General features: G+C 39.1%; 20 protein-coding genes and 1 pseudogene. 12 read left to right on the top strand and 9 right to left on the bottom strand.

The annotated features are described in order from the left end of the window. Positions 1-43: 43 nt before the first annotated feature. Both ACXAH9_RS02975 and ACXAH9_RS02970 read right to left on the bottom strand, forming a co-directional pair. Positions 44-220: a BLUF domain-containing protein gene (locus ACXAH9_RS02975; protein WP_474893376.1), complete on the bottom strand. Its 177-nt coding sequence runs from the start codon at positions 218-220 to the stop codon at positions 44-46. A 19-nt stretch (positions 221-239) separates the two neighbouring features. After that, positions 240-389: a BLUF domain-containing protein gene (locus tag ACXAH9_RS02970; RefSeq protein ID WP_474893815.1), complete on the bottom strand. Its 150-nt coding sequence runs from the start codon at positions 387-389 to the stop codon at positions 240-242. Positions 390-662: 273 nt separating this feature from the next. Between ACXAH9_RS02970 and ACXAH9_RS02965 the strand changes: the two genes are divergently transcribed. Further along, the gene (locus ACXAH9_RS02965) at positions 663-2,954 is read left to right on the top strand and encodes a T9SS type A sorting domain-containing protein (protein WP_474893375.1); all 2,292 of its coding nucleotides are present in this window, start codon (positions 663-665) and stop codon (positions 2,952-2,954) included. On the opposite strand, the gene ACXAH9_RS02960 is transcribed toward ACXAH9_RS02965, so the two are convergent. Further along, complete coding sequence (locus ACXAH9_RS02960) at positions 2,937-3,320, bottom strand: hypothetical protein (RefSeq protein WP_474893374.1); 384 nt, start codon at positions 3,318-3,320, stop codon at positions 2,937-2,939. The two genes, ACXAH9_RS02965 and ACXAH9_RS02960, sit on opposite strands and share 18 nt — an antisense overlap. Positions 3,321-3,347: 27 nt before the next feature. Further along, positions 3,348-3,623 carry a TerC family protein gene (locus ACXAH9_RS02955; protein WP_474893373.1) on the bottom strand — a complete coding sequence of 92 codons (276 nt, stop codon included), beginning with the start codon at positions 3,621-3,623 and terminating at the stop codon, positions 3,348-3,350. Between the two features lie 122 nt (positions 3,624-3,745). On the opposite strand from ACXAH9_RS02955, the gene ACXAH9_RS02950 reads away from it, so the two are divergent. Beyond that, positions 3,746-4,321 carry a hypothetical protein gene (locus tag ACXAH9_RS02950; protein WP_474893372.1) on the top strand — a complete coding sequence of 192 codons (576 nt, stop codon included), beginning with the start codon at positions 3,746-3,748 and terminating at the stop codon, positions 4,319-4,321. Next, positions 4,321-4,989 (top strand): DUF2490 domain-containing protein, encoded by a 669-nt coding sequence (locus tag ACXAH9_RS02945; RefSeq protein ID WP_474893371.1) that lies wholly within the window; start codon positions 4,321-4,323, stop codon positions 4,987-4,989. Before ACXAH9_RS02950 ends, ACXAH9_RS02945 begins: the two co-directional genes overlap by 1 nt. Position 4,990: 1 nt before the next feature. Here the strand turns inward: ACXAH9_RS02945 and ACXAH9_RS02940 are convergent, their stop codons facing one another. Then, complete coding sequence (locus ACXAH9_RS02940; RefSeq protein WP_474893370.1) at positions 4,991-5,578, bottom strand: hypothetical protein; 588 nt, start codon at positions 5,576-5,578, stop codon at positions 4,991-4,993. Positions 5,579-5,754: 176 nt separating this feature from the next. Here ACXAH9_RS02940 and ACXAH9_RS02935 point away from each other — a divergent pair, with 176 nt between their 5' ends. Next, positions 5,755-7,488, top strand: coding sequence for an ATP-binding protein (locus ACXAH9_RS02935; RefSeq protein WP_474893369.1), 1,734 nt, complete (start codon positions 5,755-5,757; stop codon positions 7,486-7,488). Between the two features lie 8 nt (positions 7,489-7,496). Here the strand turns inward: ACXAH9_RS02935 and ACXAH9_RS02930 are convergent, their stop codons facing one another. Then, positions 7,497-8,774 (bottom strand): acetyl-CoA hydrolase/transferase family protein, encoded by a 1,278-nt coding sequence (locus tag ACXAH9_RS02930; protein ID WP_474893368.1) that lies wholly within the window; start codon positions 8,772-8,774, stop codon positions 7,497-7,499. Positions 8,775-9,006: 232 nt separating this feature from the next. On the opposite strand from ACXAH9_RS02930, the gene ACXAH9_RS02925 reads away from it, so the two are divergent. The 4 genes from ACXAH9_RS02925 to ACXAH9_RS02910 all read left to right on the top strand — a co-directional run bounded on the left by ACXAH9_RS02925 (position 9,007) and on the right by ACXAH9_RS02910 (position 12,759). Then, positions 9,007-10,107 (top strand): MFS transporter, encoded by a 1,101-nt coding sequence (locus tag ACXAH9_RS02925; protein ID WP_474893367.1) that lies wholly within the window; start codon positions 9,007-9,009, stop codon positions 10,105-10,107. A 144-nt stretch (positions 10,108-10,251) separates the two neighbouring features. Beyond that, positions 10,252-11,082, top strand: a complete 831-nt coding sequence (locus ACXAH9_RS02920; RefSeq protein ID WP_474893366.1) for a hypothetical protein — start codon at positions 10,252-10,254, stop codon at positions 11,080-11,082. Next, the gene (locus ACXAH9_RS02915; protein WP_474893365.1) at positions 11,079-12,119 is read left to right on the top strand and encodes a sensor histidine kinase; all 1,041 of its coding nucleotides are present in this window, start codon (positions 11,079-11,081) and stop codon (positions 12,117-12,119) included. The genes ACXAH9_RS02920 and ACXAH9_RS02915 overlap by 4 nt, the downstream gene beginning before the upstream one ends. Then, entirely contained in the window at positions 12,094-12,759 is a 666-nt protein-coding gene (locus ACXAH9_RS02910) for a LytR/AlgR family response regulator transcription factor (RefSeq protein WP_474893364.1), read from the top strand. Before ACXAH9_RS02915 ends, ACXAH9_RS02910 begins: the two co-directional genes overlap by 26 nt. On the opposite strand, the gene ACXAH9_RS02905 is transcribed toward ACXAH9_RS02910, so the two are convergent. Then, positions 12,760-14,595, bottom strand: a complete 1,836-nt coding sequence (locus ACXAH9_RS02905; RefSeq protein WP_474893363.1) for a peptidoglycan DD-metalloendopeptidase family protein — start codon at positions 14,593-14,595, stop codon at positions 12,760-12,762. Next, positions 14,592-14,966 (bottom strand): BlaI/MecI/CopY family transcriptional regulator, encoded by a 375-nt coding sequence (locus ACXAH9_RS02900; protein ID WP_474893362.1) that lies wholly within the window; start codon positions 14,964-14,966, stop codon positions 14,592-14,594. The genes ACXAH9_RS02905 and ACXAH9_RS02900 overlap by 4 nt, the downstream gene beginning before the upstream one ends. Before the next feature lie 116 nt (positions 14,967-15,082). On the opposite strand from ACXAH9_RS02900, the gene ACXAH9_RS02895 reads away from it, so the two are divergent. The 4 genes from ACXAH9_RS02895 (at position 15,083) to ACXAH9_RS02880 (ending at position 18,412) form a co-directional block, all read left to right on the top strand. Beyond that, complete coding sequence (locus ACXAH9_RS02895) at positions 15,083-15,916, top strand: alpha/beta fold hydrolase (protein WP_474893361.1); 834 nt, start codon at positions 15,083-15,085, stop codon at positions 15,914-15,916. After that, positions 15,913-16,404 carry an RNA polymerase sigma factor gene (locus ACXAH9_RS02890; RefSeq protein ID WP_474893360.1) on the top strand — a complete coding sequence of 164 codons (492 nt, stop codon included), beginning with the start codon at positions 15,913-15,915 and terminating at the stop codon, positions 16,402-16,404. Before ACXAH9_RS02895 ends, ACXAH9_RS02890 begins: the two co-directional genes overlap by 4 nt. Then, positions 16,397-16,993 carry a hypothetical protein gene (locus ACXAH9_RS02885; RefSeq protein WP_474893359.1) on the top strand — a complete coding sequence of 199 codons (597 nt, stop codon included), beginning with the start codon at positions 16,397-16,399 and terminating at the stop codon, positions 16,991-16,993. Before ACXAH9_RS02890 ends, ACXAH9_RS02885 begins: the two co-directional genes overlap by 8 nt. Positions 16,994-17,095: 102 nt before the next feature. Next, the gene (locus tag ACXAH9_RS02880) at positions 17,096-18,412 is read left to right on the top strand and encodes an NAD(P)/FAD-dependent oxidoreductase (protein ID WP_474893358.1); all 1,317 of its coding nucleotides are present in this window, start codon (positions 17,096-17,098) and stop codon (positions 18,410-18,412) included. A gap of 55 nt (positions 18,413-18,467) precedes the next feature. On the opposite strand, the pseudogene eno reads toward ACXAH9_RS02880, so the two are convergent. Then, a pseudogene (gene eno, locus ACXAH9_RS02875) lies at positions 18,468-18,626 on the bottom strand (phosphopyruvate hydratase); the annotation flags it as partial.

The raw sequence follows: 18,626 nt of genomic DNA, 5'->3' as shown, positions 1-18,626 counted from the left end.
ACACGCATTCCTTCATCCTTGTAGGATCTAAGGTCACCATCCATCATTGACTTATACAAATCCAATTTTTCTTGCTTATGGATGTTTGAAATTGAATGCTTTTCTCATCCACCTTTTCTCCAGCCATATCCCACCCGGTGAAATACCGTTCATTGACTGGTTCACAAAAACGCATGATGAAGCCACCACGCCTGTCGTCTTTCTTGATTTTACTATACAATTCAGATTCAACATTCTCATTACCTTCCAGTACCTGTAAAAATCGATCCTATGTGTATAGTCAGTATCCATGTCACCCTAAGTTTGGAATTATTTCTTCGAGAAGCCTCTAAGATTTGCTCAATGTCGTCATCTGTGCAGGAAGAACGTCTGGCACTCGTGTAAACCAAACAAAATAAATCTTTGTCAGATGATTCATTGTATAATTTGGTATTGTACGCCTCAATGACCGATTCCAGAATAACCAAAAGTCTGTCATCAGCTTCGTTTTTTTTCTATTAAACTTGTTTTAAACCCAGATTCGCTACCCATAAGTATTTACTTGAGCTTTCTTGGCAAGTGGAGAAGGGAATTGTTAAAGTCATAAAAAAACTTGTTATAAATCAATTTTTGTTATCTTTGAAGGTCAGCTTAGGATCTCACCTGGATCTAAGTCATCGCCTATGAACGCTACTTCAGAAAGACGCCTATTAAAGGCATTAGTTATATCAATTGCATGTGTTTGGTGCTTGGATGCATTTAGCCAGACAACTTATTACAGTAGAAATGGAGCTACAGCGCCCAGGAATTGGGATGAAGCTGATTCATGGACTTTAAACTCTGATGGTTCCGGAGCTGCAGCAGCGATACCAGGTAGAACCGATAATGTGGTAATCTTAAGCGGGCATAACATTATCGTTAATAACACGACCGATAATGGTGGGGCAGCCACTTCAGCGAATGATCTTGCTCAGGCAAATGTTGGTGGATTTACTGGGTCAGGCACACCAAACTTCTATCATACGGGAAATATTTATGTCCGCAGTGGAGGTACCTTCACAACCTCCAGAGCCATGCTGGGAGGCGTCACTTATATTGATGGCACACTTGATGCCACTTCGGATTTGATCATTCTTGGTAGGTTAGAAATCACATCAAGCGCAATCACTTCTTTTGGTGATGATCTGATTCTTTCAGGTTTTAGTGAAACACTGATCTTCAATACCTCTACTTCCACAGACGACCTGTATATGGATCATACAGATGCATTGCTTTGCGGTGACAACACCCTTAATCTTGGAGACCAAATACAGTATCTAAATGGTGCCACTTCTGATCAAATATGCAGTTCGATGACTGTGGATGAAAATGGAACACCAACGTCAGGAACGGGTAACAATACCATAGGAACCGAACAGCAGCTACTGAATACTGGAGCCATATGGCGTTACCTTGACGATGGTTCAGATCAGAACACAGCCTGGCAAGCCAGCGGTTTCGATGACTCTTCCTGGGCAACCGGCAATGCCGAATTAGGCTATGGCGATGGTGATGAGATCACCACCGTTAGCTATGGCGCTGACGCCAACAATAAGTATACAACTACCTATTTTCGAACAACCTTTTATGTCGAAGATAGAGCTGACTACACAAAACTATTGGCCAATATCAATTACGACGATGGGGTAGTGGTCTATATCAATGGAAATGAAGTAATCAGGGACAATATGCCAACTGGCACCATCACCTCAAGCACTTTTGCAAGTGGAGTTGTTACCAATGAAAATCAATTCAAGGAGTTTACACTATCAGTATTTGATGTGACCAATGGCACCAACTACATAGCTGTAGAAATTCATCAAGCAAATCTTACCAGTAGCGACATTAGCTTCGATATGGAGATACTAGGCAGTTTCTCTAATGAGCTGGTGAGCAAAGGTGAGACATGGTCCTACCTTGACGATGGTTCAGATCAGGGAACAGCCTGGACTGGAACGTCATTTGATGATTCCGGGTGGGCGACCGGAGACGCTGAGTTGGGTTATGGTGATGGGGATGAGACCACAACGGTCAGTTATGGTGCAGACCCCAATAACAAGTACCCTACAACTTATTTCAGAAAGTCGTTCACAAATACAGATGCATCTGTTTACGCGCTAAAAATAGGCCTGAGGCGCGATGATGGAGCTATTGTTTATCTGAACGGAAATGAAGTATTGCGAGATAACATGCCTGCCGGAGCAATTGGATATCTGGATTATGCCTCAGGAGCAGAAGGTGGGGCAGATGAAGATACCTATTTTGTTTTTGAAGTAGACCCGGCCGATCTGGTAGTAGGGACCAATGTTTTGGCAGTAGAAATACATCAGGCCAACGCAACCAGCTCGGACATCAGCTTCGATATGTACCTTGAGGCCGTTCAGGCAGGTGCATTGCTGCCCGTTTCTCTTATTGATTTTAGCGGGAAATCAAAGAGCAACCATATTGAGCTTAACTGGCGTACGGCCTCAGAAACAAATAATGATTACTTCTTAGTAGAGCGAAGTTCAGATGGTGAATCTTTCCATGAATTAGTTCGCGTGAGTGGATCAGGCAATACCAATAAAGTAACGGACTACCTGATGGTTGATTCTTCTCCGGTATTCGGATCGAATTTCTACCGACTTTCGCAATTCGATTTTGATGGTAAATCAGAAGCTCTTGAAACAATCCGAGTTGATTATCAAACATCTAATATCCAAACGGTTCGTTCATTCCCTAATCCGACAACTAATAATCTGACAATAAGAATGACTGATGGATCTTCTCCACAATTAATTGAACTTTATGACCTCTCTGGCAATAAATATGATGTTCCAATCATGCGTAGTGATGGTTTTAGCATATTAGAACTTGAACAATTACAATCAGGGGTTTATTTGCTCAAAATCGGAAATGCAGAAAAGTCCTGGTCACAATTAATTAATAAGAAGTAATCTGTTCATATGACTGACCTTCCTACTAAACTGCACTCTTCGAATTTCGGCTGGTTTTTTATCATTGAGTAGCTGAAGCGCACCTCGCTCTTTGATCATTTTCTGAAATCGTTCTTCTGCCAGATCACAAGCTTCTTTATTAGCATAGGTGGTTTTGAGTATAAGATGGAATGGTGCCTCATCGGTGATCTCTGTTTCCATGATTTCATATGAGTGAATATACCCACTATCAACCACCATTGTCCGAAGCTGTAACCAATTGTTTTCATAATAAAAGATTGCCTGCTCTTTGTTATCATTCAGTATCTCAACAAAATCAATGGTACTGATTTTTTGATCTTGAGTAAAAAACCAACAAAGAAGCAAAAAGTAGAATAGTAGTCAGGAGCTTTTTCATTTAATGGTATTTCCGAGAATAAATACTCCCCCAAAAAGTACAATCAAATCTATGCACATTGACTGTTGCCGCTCTATTTTCATGCTGAAACTAAAAAAAAATGGATCCTGAAAATACTGGATCACGTTGACTAAAACATAGAGAAGGATAATACGGAGGGCTATGGCAATACCAATCCCTATTGCCCGTACCATCTTCTGACTTTCTTTTGGTGCTCGTTTAGAATCCAGTGAAATGTAGAGCAGGTTATCAAATCCAAGAACTGCCTGCAATTAAGTATGAGGAGAGCTAAAATATTTTCTGCTATATGGATAAATTTTCCCGCAAGAAACAAAACCAAAAGGAAACTCACAATTGAATTAAAACATCCGTGATTAGCGTTTAACTTTATGATATGAGACTAATGATCTACCTTTTTTGTCTATTCATGCTCCTGACACTACCTGCTCAGGAAAAGAAAATGGAAAAAGAAATCAAGCTGAAGAACAATGAAGTGCCGGCTGAGCTGAAACAAATGGTCAGCAATTTCAAGGATGAGGCAAAAAAAATCAGCTACTTCAGAGAGGAGAACGGCAAGAAAATAAGCTATGAAATTAAATTTCTTTTCAGAAAATTATTTTACAGTATTGAATTCGATGACTCGCTAAGACTGGAGGATGTGGAAGTGATCATTAAGGAAGATCAACTTACTGATACCGTATTGGGCAATATCAAAGACCACCTCTCCAATCATGAAAAGGCCAAAATAGATAAAATTCAAAAACAGTTTTCTTCCGATGAATGGGCTAACGATGAAGTAATAAATCAAGCTTTAAATAATGCAACCGGGGACATTATTAGGTATGAATTGGAGGTTAGCCTTAAGAAGGAATCTGAATGGAAAGCCTTTGAGATGCTCTTCTCATCAGACGGACGATTTATTTCACAGAGAGAGATAATCAAACGATCTTCAGATTTTGTTCTTTACTGATGAATAGGCTTATTTTATTACTCTTCTCAATTTCAACCTTTCATGCATTTGGACAATCGCGTCAAGGTGCCTGGGATAGTAATGCTGCATTCAATTATGATTTTAAGAAATGGAAATTCAATTCATCAATTGGTCATCGTACCACACGATTGAAACAAGCTGAAGGCCACTCAAATCATTTTGCTTTTTGGGAAGTCAACCAATTTGTAACCAGAACGGTAAATTCACGATTTACTGGCTCTTTGGGTTATAAATATCGCGTCCTGAATCCATCTGATATGGGAAACACCAAGGAGCAAAGGCTGACTCAGCAGCTGGCATTCGTCCATACTAATAACCGCATTCGAATCCTCAGCAGATTAAGAATAGAGCAGCGGTTTTTCGAGGATGACTTTCAGCATCGCTACAGGTATAGGATTTCGATGGACATGCCGCTTAGTGGACTCAAAATTGATATAAGAGAATTTTATTTTCTCGCATCTAATGAAGTATTAATAGAATTCATCGATTCAAAAAGCGGCATGGATGATCGTATTTCGTTGGGGTTAGGTTATTTAGCGTCCGACCTTTACAAATTTCAAATTGATTTTACGCAACGCCTGGAGGGACTTACTGAGAGCGTGGACTACATTCCTTTCGTACACACCTCGTTGATATTTAATTTATAAACTATTCTCCACTACTCACAACAGGTAGAGATTTCCTCTGATTTGGATGAATCTTATGGATGTGATCGTTGATCGCAATGATCCGCTTATCTATTTTCTTCATGAACTTTTGAAGATCTGTTTCCAGGATCATTATTTGTCCGTCATACGAATACATTCCCACCTCCTTCTTTAAGTCTTCCTTATCTCTCTCAAGGTCATTCCTGGCAATGCAATTTTCCCGCAGAAAAGAGATAAATCCTTTTACGTCATAGTCCTCCTCGAATTTGGCGATATCCTTCATTGTCCTCATATACTCCTTGGATGAGATATCCAGCTCAGCAGTTGGGTTTTTCAGCATATCCAATACAATTGAATCATAATGATGGAGCAAGTCGAGTATTTCCAGCGTGTATGCACGGTATTCTTCATTAGTACAAAAAGCAGAAAGCCCGCCATAATACGAAAGATCCTCTGAGACTTTCAGCCATTGAGTAGTTAAAAAATCATACTCTTCTTCTATATCAATTGTCACATAACTTTGGGCATATGCCTGTGTTATTAAACTGAGAAAAAAAAGATTGATTAGAAATCGTGCTGATCTAGTCATAACGTGCATATTTGATTGAATTCAAAAGTAGATTAGCACTGATTTTGATTGTATCGCGATTATTGGTTAAAATCTTTTAACTGAATACCCTCATAGGTTACTCAGTGGAAATGCGGAGTATATATTTTTAACCTTATTCGTTAACTTCACTAAATTGTGAGAACCCGCTTTTGAATTTGCAGATCAAACATATTCTTCCCACCAGGGATCGTTCCATTAAAATCGAGCAACGCCTATTTGAGATCATTCTGATTCTGACCATCGCGGTATTTACCTTTTGGACCATCTATGGTTTTACCGTGGGCTATGAGTATTTTGTTCAAACTGTTTATACCAGCGGGATTGTCATCTACTCCTTGATCTACTTTTTACAGAAAAAGGGGATTGCATTCAGAACACTCTCTGTTGTTTATTATTATCTCGCGTTGTTCCTGATTGGGATTTCCTGGTTTCCTGCTGGTGGAATCACTACGGCTATCCCCGCTTTCCTTAGCTTGGTTTATCTGTCCGGATTGTTGGTACTGCCACTTCGTGATTACCTGATCTTTATCATTGTCACCTTTGGAATGGTGCTGGGTCTTATTATCTATGAAGTGAATAATCCTGCTGTGGCCGCACCATACCAAAGCGATGAACTTCTAATGCAAGACATAGCCATTGCTACCTTAACTTCTCTGGCAATCATGGGTGTTTGCCTGTATATTTTCAAACGAACATACATCGATGATCGCAGGCTTCTAAGACAAAAAAATGTTGAACTGGAGAAAGAGAAGCAAAAGGCCGAATCGACAGACCTGGCAAAGACCACCTTCTTGGCTACTATTTCTCATGAAATGAGGACACCTCTCAACGGAATTGTGGGGATGACAGAATTACTTGCTAAGACCAATGTAGACAAAGAGCAAGAAGAGCTTATTGAAAGTTTAAACTACAGCAGTAACATTCTACATGGATTAATAAGCAATGTTCTGGATATCACAACCATTGAAGCTGGGAAGTTGGAGCTATCCATGAGTTCATTTTCTATCGTTAATGAGCTGACTGCTATTTGGAAGGTGTTTGAAAAAAAAGCAGCATCTAATCCTAATCTGGAAATAATACTTGAACTTGATAAAGAATTGCCCAAATATTTGACTGGAGACGTGTCTCGGATTAGACAGGTATTGGTCAATCTAATGAATAATGCTACCAAATTTACCTGGAAAGGAAGCATCACTCTGAGTGTAAAGGTGCTTGGAAAGACCGGAGATGTTTGTTCGGTTGAGTTTAGTATTAAAGATACGGGTGCAGGAATTCCATCTGATAAACAGGACCATCTTTTCGAGACCTTTTACAAAGCTGCTGAGCATGAAGGTTATGAAGGATCCGGACTGGGCCTAGCCATCGTAGAAAAACTGGTCTCACTGATGGGTGGTAATATTGCGTTTGAGTCTGAGCTAAATGAAGGCTCTCATTTCTATTTTGCCCTTCCGCTTGGAATTGCCTCTGAGGAGGAGATGGGAAGCTTTGATAGAATAACTGTCCCCGGTCTGGATAATCTTCGAATACTCATTGTAGAAGATATAGAAATTAACAGGATGGTAGCCACCAAGATGCTAAGCAAGATGAACATTAAAGATGTGGATCTGGCATTTAATGGTAATGAGGGGGTAAAGAAAGCGACGGAAAAGTTTTATGACATTATATTTATGGACTTACAAATGCCTGATATTTCTGGGTTTGAGGCCTCTAGACAAATTACTGAATTCTACAAGGAAAAAGAAAATAAGCCCATCATCATCGCGCTTACTGCAAATGCCATGAAAAGTAGCGTGGATGATGGAAAAAAAGTCGGTATGAGTGACTATTTGCTGAAACCCATCAAAACGGAAACATTGAAGCAGGTACTAATGAAATATGCCTCTCAATAATATATTCACTATCTAAACCTTTCGTAAGCTGCTTTCTCCAAAGCTTCTCTATGATCTGGGTGTGCAATGTCAATCATCATCTTAGCTCGCTCCCTCAGACTTTTACCATACAAATCCGCTATACCATATTCAGTAGATACATAGTGAACGTGTGCCCGGGTAGTTACCACACCGGCTCCACTTCTTAGGACAGGCACAATTTTCGATTCGTTCCTCGAAGTAGTAGATGGTAATGCGATAATTGGTTTTCCTCCAGGCGAAAGCGAAGCACCACGAATGAAATCCATCTGGCCTCCTACCCCACTGTATATCCTTGTGCCAATGGAGTCTGCACACACCTGGCCGGTTATATCAATCTCGATAGCGCTGTTGATGCTGGTCATCTTTGGCAACTTCCTAATGACAGCCGTATCGTTTACATACTGAATATCCAGCATTCTTACAGCAGGATTATCATCCACAAAATCATACAACTTACGAGACCCTAAAATAAAACCGGATACAGAAACACCTGAATGTCTGGTCTTCATCTTATTGTTGATAACACCCCTCTCAATCAAAGGTAGTACCCCGTCTGAGAACATCTCTGTATGAACACCTAAGTCTTTATGGTTTCCCAAGCATGAAAGCACAGCGTCTGGAATTGCTCCAATCCCCATCTGCAGTGTGGCTCCATCCTCGATGATTTCAGAAACATGTTGCCCAATACGTATTTCTGTTTTATTCAACTTATGTGGCTTTAGCTCCGGTAGATCCTCTTCACACTCGATGAAAGTGTCAAACTCACTGATGTGCAGGAGACCATCTCCGTGTGTTCGCGGCATTTTTGGATTCACTTGAGCAATCACTTTTTTAGCCACACCCACTGCGGCTTTTGACGCATCCACTGAAATGCCAAGAGAACAATATCCATGCTTGTCCGGGGCTGAAACCTGGATCAACGCTACATCCACAGGTAGTACTTTATTCCTAAACATTAGTGGTACCTCACTAAGAAAGCTTGGGATAAACTCAGCTCTGCCATCATTGATCGCCGGTCTAACATTTGGCCCTACAAAAAGGGCTTTTACTTTGAAAGCATCTCTATACTTTGCATCACAATAAGGTGCCTCACCTTCAGTATGCATTTGATAAATCGTTACATTTTTAAGTTCATCACCTCTATCAGTTAACGCATTTACCAGGACTTGTGGGGCGGCACCAGCCGTATGGATAAATACCGACTCTCCTGATTCAATAATTGATACTGCCTGTTCTGCTGTTTTTGCCTCGTAATTAATCATCATCTGCATCTTGATTGTGATCGCGAAGTTTAACCGACATTCTATTTATAAGTAGAACATATGTCAGTTGAAATCCTAATTTGAATCATCTTTTCGCCAACAAATCGGTCAGGTGAAATGATGATTTTTGATTGAGACCATAATTAATCTAACTTATTATCAAATATGATAGTCTGAAATCCATTCCGAACATTCTATTCGTAAGTAGGTACATCTATTAACCAAATGAAAAAATATGTTATCAGAAAAAACATCCACACTAAAATGGAGAGAAGTATATAGCCTTGCTGCACTTAATGCGGCTGTAGTGATTAGCTGGATCGCGTACCATGAGTACCAACCCGTTCTTATGGAAAAAATTGGCATTACTCACCTGGTAGATTTTCTCATCATTGCTAAAGCCGTCATATTGGTCATTATTCCTCCAATCGCGGGGTGGCTGGCGGATTTAATAATGAAAAAGAATGGAAAGTACATGATCATCTTTACGGTTGGCATTGGGGCAACTGCCATGGTTTTTATGGTTGTCGCATCTCTAATCAGTACTCACCACCTGATGGATGTTCAGGCCATATTACCCTTTATGATAGTCATGTGGTTGATTTGTATGAACCTTTTTATTAGTCCGGCCAATTCAATGATTGAAGCGTTTGCTCCTGCCAAGCAACTTCCCATAGTAATGGGTGTACTGTTTCTTGTGACGGAGCTTTTATATGCTTTGGAACCTGTAATCGTTTCATTGGTTACATTCTTTGGTGATACACTTACATTCGTTGTAGGAGGAGTGCTGATAGGTGGATCTGGCTTTATCTTTCATCGAGTGTCTAGAGATGAGGTACTCCAACGGAAGACGGAGTTGATGCAGAATGATCGAGTGAAAAATCAAAGTCTTATCTCATATGTTGCGATATTGATGGTTGGTCTATTCCTGGGAATTGGGAAGGCATTTCTGGTAGAATTTTTTCCTGGTCATTTCGCCAATTTATTTCCTAAAATCGGAGAATACGGAGATTACATTTCTTTCGCCATTCTAGGATTATGTGCGATCACTGGTTTTTTGATTAGTAAACAGATTGCGAAAGCCAACCTCAGAAAAGTAATTATCACCAGCTTTATTGTCCTATTTATTGGTGCAATTGGAATGTTCCTGACGGAAAATCTATACCTAACTATTATTACCGCTTTGATCATTGCCGGAGGATTCACTACCCTAAATATCAGTGGACTGCCATTTGCCATTCGGAACTTATCAGTAAGGCATGTAACCTATGGAGTTGGTATTTACATTGGTGCATCTGAAGTTATAACTGCCTTGTTTGAATACCTTTATCGTTAATACGATTTAACCCACTGAATCAAGCCCTTCTAAACGAAGGGCTTTTTTTATGGTTCACCCCGAAAAATCCATTGTTCACAGATATTTTTTTTAGCTACTTTGGCAATCGATCACTTTTGGTTCATCATTCAAACACAAACTATTATGAAAAAGAGATCAATTGCTTTACTTGGATTACTAGCTGTATTATTGAACTCATGTGTGTATTCTCTATTCCCGATATACACCGAAGACACCTTAGTATTTAAGGAAGAGCTGTTGGGAAAATGGAGTATGAAAGATGGTATTCAGTTGCTCTTTGAGTCTACAAATAAGGACAAAGAAAATACGACTGAAGAAAATGACTATAAGCACTCAGTCGAAATCAAAGAAGGTTTTACAATGAGTTCTGATGAGCCCATCTACATCATGAAGGATGGAAAAAAAATCTACAATAAGGATAGCATTCGAATAATTATGTTGGAGCGCATGGCCAAGGCATCTGATGAAGAAGATAACACAGATAAAAATGTGAGTGATTTACCCTCCAAAGACTTGAAAAACACAAAAGATGTTGAGTTCAGTGGTATTGTGTCTGTTTACGAGGATAAAAGCTACAAATTGACCGTTGTTGATAAAGAAGGTAAAAAAGAAGCTTACGCCGCTCACCTGGTAGATATAGGGGGAGATTTATTTATGGATCTGTATCCTGAGAGGAAATATAATTCGGAAAACATCTCTGATAATTTCTTTCCGGTACACACCTTTTTCAAAGTAAAGATCACCAAGAATGAATTTGAAATGATCCATTTTGATATGGAGAAGCTAAATAAACTTTTTGAAAGCAACCGAATAAGATTACGACATGAAAATGTTGACGGTACCGTACTAATAACTGCCAAGCCCAAAGAGTTGCAAAAATTTATAGATACTTATTCAGATGATGAATCAGTCTTTGATGCAGTGGAAACTTACCAAAGAGTGTCAATCAAATGAAAAAGTTAAAGGCGCTCGTCTACAAAAACTGGCTACAGCACCTATTATTTTGGGTGCTGTCATTTTATGCTATTGGCAGTTTCTTCAGTATTTCCAATGAGCTAAAAACCATCGACTTCATCTATTCAGCCTTTTTTCACATACCTCTGATCATTATCGTGTATTTGAATCTAAGATGGTCAATTCCTAAATACCTGAACAAGGAACGATACCTGCGTTATGTAATACAATTGATCGGTTATTTATTAACAGGTTATATCACTCACAATGCCATTTTTGATTTCGTAATACCCCTATTACCTGTGGATTTTTATATGGTGTCTTTCACAGACATGGATGTCCTCTTTATCATATTTAGTATTTATCTTATTCTAACGACATTGCTCAAGCTATCGAAATCCTGGTATCAACTACAGCAAATTGAAAAGGAGAAATTGTCGTTGGAGTTGAATTCATTAAAAATGCAAATCAACCCACACTTCCTGTTCAATAGTCTGAATAGTGTGTATTCACTGGCATTAAAAAAGAGTGACAAAGCACCAGATCTGATTTTAAAACTCTCTGATCTCATGCGATATATGATATATGAAGTGTCAGATGAAAGAGTACCTCTATCTAAAGAAATTGAATCAATTAATAACTACATCGAGTTGCAACGCACACGCATCGGAGATAATACCACTATTGAATTCAACTACGACCAAATTCAAGGGGATCCTTTAATTGCACCTCTATTGTTTTTTCCTCTGATTGAAAACAGCTTCAAACATGGACTTAAAGGGAATGACAAGGAAGGTTTTGTTCGAATTGATTTGATGAACAGCCATTCAGAATTAGTTTTTAAAATCAAAAACAACAAAGGACAGATTGACGATATGGAAAACAATAAATACGGAGGTATTGGATTAAAAAATGTGGAAAAAAGATTGGGATTGATTTATGGCGGCAATGCACAATTTATGACCAATGAAACACCTGAAATATTTCTGGCAGCCATCAAAATAAATTGGAATGAAGTGCCTGATAATAGACGATGAGCCTCTTGCAAGAGAGGCTTTAGAAGGATACATAGCAGATTTTCCTCAGCTGGAATTGGTCCATAGCTGTGTTGATGCAATGGAAGCGATCGAATGGCTAAATAAGGAATCCATTGATCTGATTTTTCTGGACATTAACATGCCGAAGCTATCTGGCATTAATTTTTACAAGACACTAACCAGCAAACCGAAAGTCATTTTTACAACGGCATATGCAGAGCATGCAGTTGAAGGTTTTGAATTAGAGGCAGTTGATTACCTCCTCAAACCTTTTTCATTCGAGCGATTTGTAAAAGCGATGAATAAGGCTATTGGCGGAAATGAATCTATATTAAATGATTTTATCATGCTAAAAGCAGATAAGCGAACACATAAAATCAATTACAATTCAATTCTATATTTTGAATCGATTGGGGATTATGTGAAGGTTTATATATCAGGAGGAAAGACACTTATCATAAATGACACACTTCGCAAGCTAGAAGAAATACTACCTTCATCGTTTGTCAGGATCCATAAAAGCTACATTATCTCGATACCTCGATTAGAATATGTTGAAGGCAATCAAATAAAAATTGCAGAAACAAAAATCCCGATAGGTCAATCCTACCGGGAAAATGTAAAAAAAATACTTAGCTGATTATTTGCTTGATTTAATCGCTCGAATGATTTCCATCGTCGTAACAATCTCGATGTAATCCGGTTCCTGGCTGATCTGTACCAATTCCTCTCCATGCTGCTCCTGTGCTAATTTGAATTGTTTGACTATCTCTTCTCGTTTTTGAGATCCTTGAATCAAGTCAAAACGAATGGCACGCAACTCTTGTCCAGCCACTTGCTGGTCTCGATTTTCCATGATCTCAGAAAAATTGAGTTCATTAGATATATGGACAATTAAATCTCCTCCGTCAATCTCCTCCGTCTTTACTTTATCCCCATACTTCTTTTTCATTTCAGCAACTTCAGTGAGCTGCTCTGAATTAGGATTCGCTACATGCAGGGTGAAGTAACCTTCTCTTTTATACTTAGAAATCTTATCAGCAGCCTGATCTAGCGAACCAACTTTGGTTTGTTTCTGCTGCTTTACATTTTCCTTGTTTTCAAACTTCTTCAGTCGCTTGAATTGATAGTTTGTGATGTAGTCCATAGGATCTACTGTCTTTCCCTCTTTATTCACCTCATAGTGCAAATGTGGAGCAGTAGAAGATCCTGAACTACCTGACAAGGCGATGACATCACCTTTTTTAACCCGGTCTCCTTCTTTGACTTTAAACTCTGAAAGCTGAGCATATTTTGTTTGATAAACATCTCCATGTTTGATAATTAAGTGTTTTCCATAACTATCAGGTTTATGCTCCAGCAATTCGACAACACCATCGGCTGTAGCAACTATTTCAGTTCCTGTTTTGCAAGCAAAATCAACTCCTGCATGCCACTTTCTCACATTGTAAACAGGGTGCATCCGATACCCAAACTCTGAAGAAAGACGTGCCAATTCAGAATACTTGACGGGGCTTATGGATGGCTCATCATTAACAAGCTGAATTGGTGCACCAATAATCTCAGCTAATTCCGTTCCTACGTGCTCAATCGGTTCAATGGCTTCTTTAGTAGAGAAAGCAAAAATTACCGATACTAATACGGGCAGGGTCATTGCATATAGCAGCCCTGCATATTTATTTTTTTGTTTGTTCATCATGACAATTCGTTTTTTAATCATTGAAAAATTGAAATGACTCACCAAAACTGAATAGGTGGCGTGCTGAAGCTGAGCATACAATACCTCCTGGTAACCAATCGGATCATTGAACTGATCAATTACCGCTTCATCTGCCTGAAATTCATGGATTTCAATGAGTGCGTTTCGATACAAATAGATGAAGGGATTGAACCAAAACAGCGAAACAAGAAAATCCATCAGCAGCCGGTCAATAGAATGACGCTGCTTTACATGCACACACTCATGCGCCAGGATCTGATCAAAGGCATCAGAACCAAAGACGTCTTTGGGAATAAACACATTTGAAAAGAAACTAAACGGACGAGTTTGTGACGTCTTAAAAAGTTTAAACCATCGTTTTTTTACATATTCTGAATGTTTTTTGAGTTTTCGAATAAATAATAGATACACCGTAGATCGTACGATCAGTAAGCCTGCGACCAGCACATACAACCACGGAAGAAAATGCCAAATTGAGAAAGCAGTTTCTTCACTTTCTTTCTTTAATGGCATCATTTCAAACTCCATTGCCGATTCCTGAACCCATACAATGACCGGAGATTCTTCCAGTGGTTGGACAGGTATTCGATCGGGTATATGAATAAAAGGAATGACGAAACTTACGACCAAAGCAGCCAACAAAAAGAATCGGTTCATTCCATGTCGGATGGACTTTCGTAGAACGAAACGATAAAAACCATAGAAAATAGCCTGAATGACAAGTACTTTTCCAATATAGATCACAAGTTCATTCATGACTTCCGTTGAGATATTTGTTCATCAATCAATTTTCTTATGGCTTTGAGCTCCTCTACAGAAAGTTCTTCCTGACTGGTAAAGAAGGAAGCAAACTTTTTCGCTGAGTTGTCAAAAAAGCTGTTCATTAATCCATTCATTGACTGTCGTGTATACTTTTCTTTAGAGATTAACGCATAATACTCACGAGACTTGCCATGCGTATTAAATCCTATAAATCCTTTCTTTACCAACACGTTTACTACGGTTGATATTGTGGTATACGCTGGAGCAGGTTCTGGATATTGCTCTACAATGTCCTTGAGGTATGCTTTTTCAAGCCCCCAGAGGATCTGCATGAGTTGTTCTTCTGCTTTGGTCAATTCCTTCATAACACAATACTATAACTATAATTATAATTATACAACTATTTTTATAGTTATTAATATTTTTTTATTGAGGTGTAACAATTCAATGGACGCTGCATCAAAGGTTAAAAAATATAAAAATGAAAAATCTAATAACTACATTATCACTTGTCCTCGTTTGTTTTACAGCTTTTGCTGGGCCTGCCATTAAAGTAGAAAAATCGGGAAGTGGCCAGCCAATTCTGTTCTTACCTGGCTTTACCAATCCCGCGTCTGTATGGCAAGAAACCATTCAAAACCTGGACGGTACCTTCGAAAACCATATGATATCATACGCAGGATTTAATGGAATAGAGCCCATTGAAATGCCTTGGTACAGCACGATAAAGGATGAGTTGATCGATTACATCATCAACGAAGATTTGACTGATCTTAATATAATTGGCCACAGTATGGGCGGAACTTTGGGTGCAGATATTGCTGCAGAGTTACCCGATCGCATCAAACGACTAATTGTAGTGGATGGCTTGCCATGTATGCGGGAAGTAATGATGCCAGGGGTAGCTGCAGATCAATTGCAGTATGAAAGTCCTTACAACAATCAAATGCTGTCAATGACAGATGAAGCATTTAAACAAAACGCAAGCATGATGGCCAAATACATGACGTTCAAGGAAGACAAGGTTGAAACACTGACACAGTGGATTTTAGACGCAGATAGAAAAACATATGTTTACGGATATACAGATTTATTGAAATTGGATATCAGGGAATCTATATCAGCGATTAAAGCAGAAACGCTAGTCATTGCAGCCTCATTTCCTGATGCAAAGACGGTGCAAGAAACAGTGGAGAGCCAGTTTGAACAAGTACCAAACAAGCAAATACTGATTGCAGAGAACAGCAGGCACTTTATCATGTTTGACCAGGAAGATTGGTTTTACGAAAAAGTAAATAGCTTTCTAGCTAAATGAAGGAAACAGTCCAAACGACCTTTCAAGAACTATTTAATAAATACCAATCAATGGTAAGGCAGCTATGTCTCGGATATGCCAGTGGAGACTATGATTTAGCAAATGATCTTACTCAAGAGGTGTTTATCAACACATGGAACGCGATCGATAGATTTGAAGGCAGGTCTTCATATAAAACATGGATATATCGAATCACAGTGAATACCTGCCTTCAGTATCATCGCAAAAACAAAAAACATGCATATAGATCTATTACTGAAATAGAATCCAATATTGAAGCAGAGGAGTCGGATGTAGAAGAAACAAATAACGAACTATACAAAGCTATTAATCAGCTCAGCAACGTGGACCGATTGATTATAACGATGGTTCTGGAAGAACTGGAATATGATGAGATTGCTGAGGTTATTGGTATTTCAGAAACCAATCTTAGGGTTAAGATTCACCGGATCAAAAAGAGACTAAAAAAACTAATGAGTAATGGATGAAGAACTGAAAAAACTCCAAAACCAATGGAAGGATGCTAAATCTTCAATAAAAAGTGCTGACATTGAAATTCGAGATGTTATTGAAAAGGCAAAGAAGAATAAGAAAAATGTGCTTTATGCTCACTATGGCAACATGCTGGTTCTTACACTTGCACTCATTATGATAACCACTTTCTTCTACTACGTCACCCCTTTTCAGCAATTGATCAGTAAAATTGGAGTAGTACTTATGATTGGAGGGCTGGCACTTCGAATAGTTATAGAATGGATAAGTTCAATCAGATCAAGGCAGATTGATTTGACTGAACATGCTAGTAGAAGTGTCGATAACTCATTGAATTTCTTTTTGTTTCGGAAGAAAATCCACGGACCTGTCACGGTCTCGATTGTCGGGCTTTATACACTGGGGTTCTACATGCTTACCCCTGAATTCAGTAAATACATTGAACTGCATTGGATGATTATCATGGATGTAGGGTATATCATAGGGGCAATTATTCTAATTACTCAGATTCGCAAGGGCATCAAAAAAGAGATGGAGGAGTTGGCTGAAATCGTACAGCTAAAGAGTGAATTAGCCACTTCCTAATCACACAAAGACCTTCTAAATCCCGTATTTTACATTATGACACGATGGATCAATTGTTTATATATAGTTTTCTTTTTTGTTTCCTGTCAGACTAATCAAGAAATGCATTCAACTATTGTTATTGGAGGCGGATTAATGGGAAGTGCCACAGCGTGGCATTTAGCTCAGCAAGGAGAGTCAGTGATATTACTCGAAAGACAAGACTCTATCTATACATCAGGGTCCAGCTTTGGTGAAGCTCGCATCTCCAGGAGTCTGGGGCCTGAAGATGACATTTATGCCTACCTACAAAAGAAAGGCATAGAGGAAACGGAAAAACTGATTGATTTCCTGAATTCAAAAGGTCAACATGAACATTCCATGGAGGATATTTATACTACTGCTCCGGTAACCTATATTTTCTATCCGGAAAGCAGTGACGAGATTTCCGTTTTTAACTTAGACCAGCCAGATACGATAGCCAAGTCATCAGGAGATAGTGTGATTCTGGCCACAAATACTCAGACCATCAGGAAGAAATTCGGACTTTCTGTTCCTGATTCACTTAAGGTTATCCGTGAATATCGCCAATACTCGGGTACGATGAACCCTCGTGTTCTTATTGAAAAGTTGCATATGGGGATCATTCGTTCGGGTGGAGTCATACGATACAATCATCAGGCAACAAACATTAATCGTACTGATCAGGGTTATGAGGTGACTGTCATCGATAAAAGGAGTCAGGGCAGCACCACAATCATTGCATCAAGGATTGTAGCAGCGGCCGGTCCATACAATGGAAAACTACTACAAAATATCTCACCGGCTATTGAAAAGCTAATTACCCCAAAACGCTTATTCCTCGCCTTTCTGAAAATCAAACCGGAAGTTTATAATCAGTGGAGCGAGACGCATAAACAAAAATTGCTTGAGGCATATCCTGCTATTAAACTTCACCCAGAATTGTTCTACTCGATGATTGAAAAGTATGATTCGGACACTATCCCAATAATCAAAGTTGGCGGTCACTTTAAACGAACGCCAATAGCAAAACTCGATGAAGTGTGGACTCAACCAGTTACTGATTCAGAAATAGCATGGAGCATCGACCAAACGATTGACTATTTCAACATGAATGGAATAGATATTAGAAAAGAAGATCTCGAATATTTCGATGGTTACTCGTGCGTCTATTCGCTTACAAAATCAGAAGTACCACTTGTCACCAACTTACCACTTGAAAATGGGACACTTGATAAGAATGCAGTTCTCATAGGAGGTATGTCAGGAGTAGGAGCAAAAGGTACCATGACTTATGGACACATGGCTGCAAACCTTTTGCTTGACCAAGAGAAGCCCAATGATCACATGCATCAAATCGCTCAAAAAGCACTCGGCAATGAGCGGCTTAAAAATGATTTAGCTGAATTGTATAAATAGCTCTTAAAACAAAAAAGCCTCCAAATGGAGGCTTCAATATGCTGATTACTTGATCTTATTTCTTACTCGGATAAATCGCTACATCCCCAAGTTCTTCTTCAATACGAAGGAGCTGGTTGTATTTCGCCATCCTGTCTGATCGACTCATTGATCCTGTCTTAATCTGACCACTGTTGGTTGCAACAGCAATATCTGCAATGGTAGCATCCTCAGT

The sequence above is a fragment of the Ekhidna sp. ABH4_415 genome, from assembly GCF_056161305.1.
The sequence above is the reverse complement of the archived record's forward strand: the minus strand, read 5'-3'. Positions and strand labels throughout refer to the sequence as shown.